Origin of the sequence: Streptomyces sp. YGL11-2, from assembly GCF_050054615.1 — a bacterium.
In the GTDB taxonomy this organism is placed as follows: domain Bacteria; phylum Actinomycetota; class Actinomycetes; order Streptomycetales; family Streptomycetaceae; genus Streptomyces.
Genome location: NZ_JBNHIN010000021.1, coordinates 133,066 through 138,940, shown reverse-complemented (window position 1 = coordinate 138,940; position 5,875 = coordinate 133,066). Strand labels below are relative to the sequence as shown.

Genomic DNA, 5,875 nt, shown 5'->3' with positions numbered 1-5,875 from the left:
CCGCGGAATTCGCCCCCACCCCACACCATCAGGCGACCACAGAACGACTCAAAGGCTCACGAACCGCCCACTTAGAGCCGTAGATGTGGAAGTAGGGCACGACTACTCGCTACTGGGGACCCTCCACATCCTTCCGGCTGGACACCGCAGCCCGCGCGATCACCGACAAGGTCAGCTCCCGCTCCTCGTCAACGACGAGCCACCCTTTCTCCAGAAGCGATCGCAACAGCTGACGGACCTCGTCCCCCAGCTCCTCCGCCAGGTCGTCATCCGTGAGAGAGCGACCAGCCCGGAGAAGGGACGCCACGCGGAGCACGAGCGCTTCTTCCTCCGCGGTGATGTTGAACTCCATGTGCGTCACTCATCCGGACGTTGCTCGCGCAGCTCCCGAATCGCACGGCGCCGCGCAAGCCGGTGCGTACGCCGGATCTGCGCCTCTTGAAAGCGCCGCTTGTCGCGCTCCGACTCCGGGAGCACTGGGGGGACTGTGCGCGGCTTCCCCTCCTCGTCGACCGCTGCGAACACGAGATAGGCCGAACCAACCTGCTGCGCCGGCGTCGACTCGTTCCAGCGCTCCGCCGTGACTCGCACGCCTATCTCCATGGACGTCCGGCCCGTCCAATTGCACTGAGCCTCGACGTGGACAAGATCGCCCACACGGACCGGGGAGAGAAACGCCATTTCGTCCATGGACGCCGTCACCGCCGGGCCACCGGAGTGCCGACCAGCGACCGCGCCCGCCGCGTCGTCGACGAGCTTCATGATCACGCCGCCGTGTACCGACCCGAGCAGGTTGGTGTCATTCGCCGTCATGATGTGCGACAGCGTGGTGCGTGACGCCGATGTCGGCTTGCCGGGAAGGTCGTCCGCTGCCGACGTGGGGCCCTGATCGTTCATATCTCCAGCCTATGCGGGCGGCCCCGACACCATGCTCTGACGATGCGGGGGCCGCCCTGTAGGTCCCTCGTCGCGCGTTTCTGCTGGTCGGCGGGTTTATGTCTTAGAGGACTAACTGTGGACGAGGTCGCCGACCCGGACCGGTTCGAGGAACGCCATCTCGTCCATCGACGCGGTCACCGCGGGGCCGCCGGAGTGGCGGCCGGCCACCGCGCCCGCCGCGTCGTCGACCAGTTTCATGATCACGCCGCCGTGCACCGTCCCGAGGAGGTTGGTGTCGGCCGCGGTCATGATGTGCGACAGCGTGGTGCGGGAGACGGAGGTGGGCTTGCCCGCGAGGCCGCCCTCCGGGCTGTTGGTGACGAGGTCGGTCATGCAGACCAGCGTAAGCGGGTGCCGTACGGGACCGTACGGGGCGGCCCCGGCACGGCCCGCGGCCGGGCGTGAGATGGCTCGCACCCGAGCTGTGACGCTCCTCTCCCCCGCCCGCCGGAAACCATCCGGAATGGCTTCTTCCGGTGGCCCCGCCGGAATGGTCAGCCCCCTTGCGGTATGGGCCGGTAGGGCTCCGTCGCTTTGCATCAGCTCTGCAACAGCCCTGGCCCGATCCCGCACCCGCCCTATGGAGCACCCCCTCCCGGCGTGCACACTTCCCCGTATGAATGAGTGGCCCCAAGGACGGTCCGGCGACCAGAGCGGCAACCGGTACGGACGCGGCAGCGGCGCGGAGCCGGAGGGAGCGCGCGCCATGCCCCAGGTACGGCGCGACGCGGACTCCGGCTACCCGCGGCGCGAGCCCCCGCTGCCGCACTCGATGTCCCCGCGCCGCGGCGCGGGCGTACCGCCGCAGCAGTCCCAGGGCTACGACGCCTACGAGAACGGCTACGACAGCGGCTACAACACCGGGCAGGTCTACGGCGGCGGCCGGGGCCGCGGCGACGACGGCTACGGTGACGACGGCTACGGCGGCGACGGGTACGGCGGCCGGCCGCGCCCCCGCTGGGGCCGCCGCATCAAGTGGACCCTGCTGACCCTGGTCGTGGTGCTGCTCGTCGCCTCGGTCGGCACGTATATATGGGCCAACGGCAAGCTGCGCCGCGAGGTGGACCTGAGCAAGGTCATCGACCGGCCCGCCGCCGGCAGCGGCACCAACTACCTGATCGTCGGCACGGACAGCCGCGAGGGCATGACCGACGACCTGAAGCAGAAGCTGCACACCGGCGGCCCCACCGACGGCGGGCGCACCGACTCGATGCTGATCCTGCACGACGGCAGCAACGGCCCCACGCTGGTCTCCCTGCCGCGTGACTCCAACGTCGAGATCCCCTCGTACGTCGGCTCGACCTCCGGCAAGAGGTTCCCGGGCACCGGGAAGCACACCAAGCTCAACGCGACCTACGCCATGGACGGCCCGGACCTGCTGGTCCGCACGATCGAGTACAACACCCACCTGCACATCGACCACTACGTCGAGATCGGCTTCGCCGGCTTCGCCAACATCGTCGACGCGCTCGGCGGCGTCCAGATGGACATCCCCCAGGCGTTCAAGGACAAGGACTCCGGCGCCGACTTCAAGGCCGGCACGCAGACCCTGAACGGCGCGCAGGCGCTCGCCTTCGTCCGGACCCGGCACGCCTTCGCCACCCAGGACCTGCAGCGCACCAAGAACCAGCAGAAGTTCCTGGCCACCATCGCGAAGCAGGCCGCCACCCCGGGCACCGTCCTCAACCCCTTCAAGCTCTACCCGGTGCTGGGCGCGGGGCTGGACACGCTGAAGGTGGACAAGGACATGAACCTGTGGGAGCTGGGCCAGATGTTCTTCGCGATGAAGGGCGTCACCAGCGGCGACGGCAAGTCGATGAACATGCCGGTCTCCGGCAGCGTCGGCGGGAACCTCGTCTGGGACCAGACCAAGCTCAAGCAGCTCGTCCAGCAGCTGAACAACGACGAGCCGGTCACCGTCACCAGCAACAACTGACCCCGGCACGGCACACGAAAGGCCCCGGACCGCATGCGGTCCGGGGCCTTCGCCGTGCGCGGCCGGCCGTTACGGCAGGTTGCGGGCCATCACGATCCGCTGCACCTGGTTCGTGCCCTCGTAGATCTGCGTGATCTTGGCGTCCCGCATCATCCGCTCGACCGGGTAGTCGCGGGTGTAGCCGTAGCCGCCGAGCAGCTGGACGGCGTCCGTGGTGATCTCCATGGCGGCGTCCGAGGCGTAGCACTTGGCGGCGGCGCCGAAGAACGTCAGGTCCTCGCCCTTGCCGCCGGCCGAGATCCGCTCGGAGCGGGCCGCCGCGGCGTAGGTCAGCTGGCGGGCCGCCTCCAGCTTCATGGCCATGTCGGCGAGCATGAACTGGACGCCCTGGAAGTCGCCGATCGGCTTGCCGAACTGCTTGCGCTCCTGGACGTACCCCTTGGCGTAGTCGAGCGCGCCCTGGGCGATGCCGAGGGCCTGGGCCGCGATGGTGATGCGGGTGTGGTCCAGGGTCTTCATCGCGGTGGCGAAGCCGGTGCCCTCGGCGCCGATCATGCGGTCGGCGGGGATCCGGACGTTGTCGAGGTAGACCTCGCGGGTCGGGGAACCCTTGATGCCGAGCTTCTTCTCCGGCGCGCCGAAGGAGACGCCCTCGTCGCCCTTCTCGACGACGAAGGCCGATATTCCCTTGGAGCGCTTCTCCGGGTCGGTGACGGCCATGACCGTGTAGTACTCGCTGACGCCCGCGTTGGTGATCCACCGCTTGACGCCGTTGAGGACGTAGAAGTCCCCGTCCCGCACCGCCTTGGTCTTCATCCCCGCCGCGTCGGAACCGGCGTCCGGCTCGCTCAGGCAGTACGAGAACATCGCGTCGCCCTTGGCGAGCGGCGCCAGGTACTTCTTCTTGATCTCCTCGCCGCCGGAGAGGATCACCGGGAGCGAGCCGAGCTTGTTGACGGCCGGGATGAGGGAGGAGGAGCCGCAGACCCGGGCGACCTCCTCGATGACGATCACGGTCGCCAGCGCGTCGGCCCCGGCACCGCCGTACGCCTCGGGTACGTGGACGGCGTGCAGGTCGTTGGCGACCAGCGCGTCCAGCGCCTCCTGGGGGAAGCGGGCCTCCTCGTCGACCGCGGCGGCGAACGGCGCGATCTTCGCCTCGGCGAGCGAGCGCACCGACTCGCGGAGCATGTCGTGCTCCTCGGACGGCCGGTACAGATCGAAATCAGCGGTTCCCGCCAAGGTTTCTCACTCCCCTGTGAGGTGCCGGCAGTGCTAACTACCGTTAAGTAACCCTTACAGACACAGGATTCTAGGCGCCGATCCCCGCCACGGGTACGTGAGGTTGCCGACAGTCACCCCAGGGGCGACGCACACGACCGGACTGGGCCGTTCCCTGCCCGACTATGCTCGGTCAGCGCCGTTTTTCCGCAGACGTCTGGAGCCCCCCGCATGGCCCTCAAGATCACCGTGATCGGCACCGGCTACCTCGGTGCCACCCACGCCGCCGCGATGGCCGAGCTGGGTTACGAGGTGCTCGGGCTGGACGTGCTGCCGGAGAAGATCGAGATGCTCCGCCGGGGCGAGGTCCCGATGTACGAGCCCGGTCTGGAGGAACTGCTGCGCCGCCACGTCGCCGGAATCGAGGGCTCCACCGGCCGGCTGCGCTTCACCACCTCCTACGAGGAGGTCGGCGCGTTCGGCGACGTCCACTTCGTGTGCGTGAACACCCCGCAGAAGCACGGCGAGTACGCCTGCGACATGTCCTACGTCGACTCCGCCTTCGACGCACTGGCACCGCATCTGACCCGGCCCGCGCTGGTGGTCGGCAAGTCGACGGTACCGGTGGGCAGCGCGGCCCGGCTCGCCGAGCGGCTGGCGGCCAACGCCCCGGCCGGCGCGGACGCCGAGCTGGCGTGGAACCCGGAGTTCCTGCGCGAGGGTTTCGCCGTCCAGGACACCCTGCACCCGGACCGCATCGTGGTCGGCGTCACGAGCGAGCGGGCCGAGGCGCTGCTGCGCGAGGTGTACACGACGCCGGTCGCCGAGGGCGCGCCGTTCGTCGTCACGGACTACCCGACCGCCGAACTCGTCAAGACCTCCGCCAACTCCTTCCTGGCGACCAAGATCTCGTTCATCAACGCCATGGCCGAGGTGTGCGAGGCGGCCGACGCCGACGTGGTGAAGCTGGCCGAGGCGATCGGCTACGACGAGCGGATCGGCAAGAAGTTCCTGCGGGCCGGCATCGGCTTCGGCGGCGGCTGCCTCCCCAAGGACCTGCGGGCCTTCATGGCGCGCGCCGGCGAGCTGGGCGTGGACCAGGCGCTGACGTTCCTGCGCGAGATCGACTCGATCAACATGCGGCGCCGCGGCCACATGGTCGAGATGGCCCGCGACGCGGTGGGCGGCGGCTTCCTCGGCAAGCGGGTCGCCGTCCTCGGCGCGACCTTCAAGCCGGACTCGGACGACGTCCGCGACTCCCCCGCGCTCAACGTCGCCGGCCAGATCCACCTCCAGGGCGGCCAGGTCACCGTCTACGACCCCAAGGGCATGGCGAACGCGAAGAGGCTCTTCCCGACCCTCGGCTACGCGACGAGCGCACTGGAGGCGGTGCACGGTGCGCATGTCGTGCTGCACCTGACGGAGTGGCGCGAGTTCCGCGAACTGGACCCGGCACAGCTGGCCGAGGTCGCCGGCGAACGCCGCATCCTCGACGGCCGCAACGCGCTTGACGCTGCGCTGTGGCGTAAGGCGGGGTGGGTGTTTCGGGCGATGGGGCGGCCGTCCGCCTAGCCGCTGCGCTTTGCCTGCTGCCCACGTTGTCGGCTTTCTCGCCGTTCCGCTGCGCTTTGCCTCGCCCAACGTTGTCGGCTGTCCCGCCGTTTCGCCTGCGGCGGGCGGGTCCGCTGCGCGGGGCTGTCGGGGTGCGGTGACGGTCCTGCGGGGCAGGGTGTCCGGACTGCTTCGCTTTACGTCCGGACACCCTGCCCCTCCGGCCCG

5 protein-coding genes and 1 pseudogene are annotated in these 5,875 nt (G+C 69.4%); 2 read left to right on the top strand and 4 right to left on the bottom strand.

The window, feature by feature from the left end; genetic code table 11:
* Positions 1–109: 109 nt before the first annotated feature.
* From ACO1BR_RS23860 to ACO1BR_RS23850, 3 genes and pseudogenes are all read right to left on the bottom strand, one after another.
* Positions 110–352: a hypothetical protein gene (locus ACO1BR_RS23860; protein ID WP_426797119.1), complete on the bottom strand. Its 243-nt coding sequence runs from the start codon at positions 350–352 to the stop codon at positions 110–112.
* Positions 353–357: 5 nt separating this feature from the next.
* Positions 358–897, bottom strand: coding sequence for an acyl-CoA thioesterase (locus ACO1BR_RS23855; RefSeq protein WP_426797118.1), 540 nt, complete (start codon positions 895–897; stop codon positions 358–360).
* Between the two features lie 117 nt (positions 898–1,014).
* Positions 1,015–1,272, bottom strand: a pseudogene (locus tag ACO1BR_RS23850) (acyl-CoA thioesterase); the annotation flags it as partial.
* Positions 1,273–1,555: 283 nt separating this feature from the next.
* Here ACO1BR_RS23850 and ACO1BR_RS23845 point away from each other — a divergent pair.
* A complete protein-coding gene (locus tag ACO1BR_RS23845; RefSeq protein WP_426797117.1) occupies positions 1,556–2,875 on the top strand; it encodes an LCP family protein in 1,320 nt (439 codons plus the stop codon).
* Positions 2,876–2,944: 69 nt separating this feature from the next.
* Here ACO1BR_RS23845 and ACO1BR_RS23840 read toward each other — a convergent pair whose 3' ends face one another.
* Positions 2,945–4,117 (bottom strand): acyl-CoA dehydrogenase family protein, encoded by a 1,173-nt coding sequence (locus ACO1BR_RS23840; RefSeq protein ID WP_426797116.1) that lies wholly within the window; start codon positions 4,115–4,117, stop codon positions 2,945–2,947.
* A 210-nt stretch (positions 4,118–4,327) separates the two neighbouring features.
* Here ACO1BR_RS23840 and ACO1BR_RS23835 point away from each other — a divergent pair, with 210 nt between their 5' ends.
* Positions 4,328–5,668, top strand: a complete 1,341-nt coding sequence (locus ACO1BR_RS23835) for a UDP-glucose dehydrogenase family protein (protein WP_426797115.1) — start codon at positions 4,328–4,330, stop codon at positions 5,666–5,668.
* The last annotated feature ends 207 nt before the right edge of the window (positions 5,669–5,875 follow it).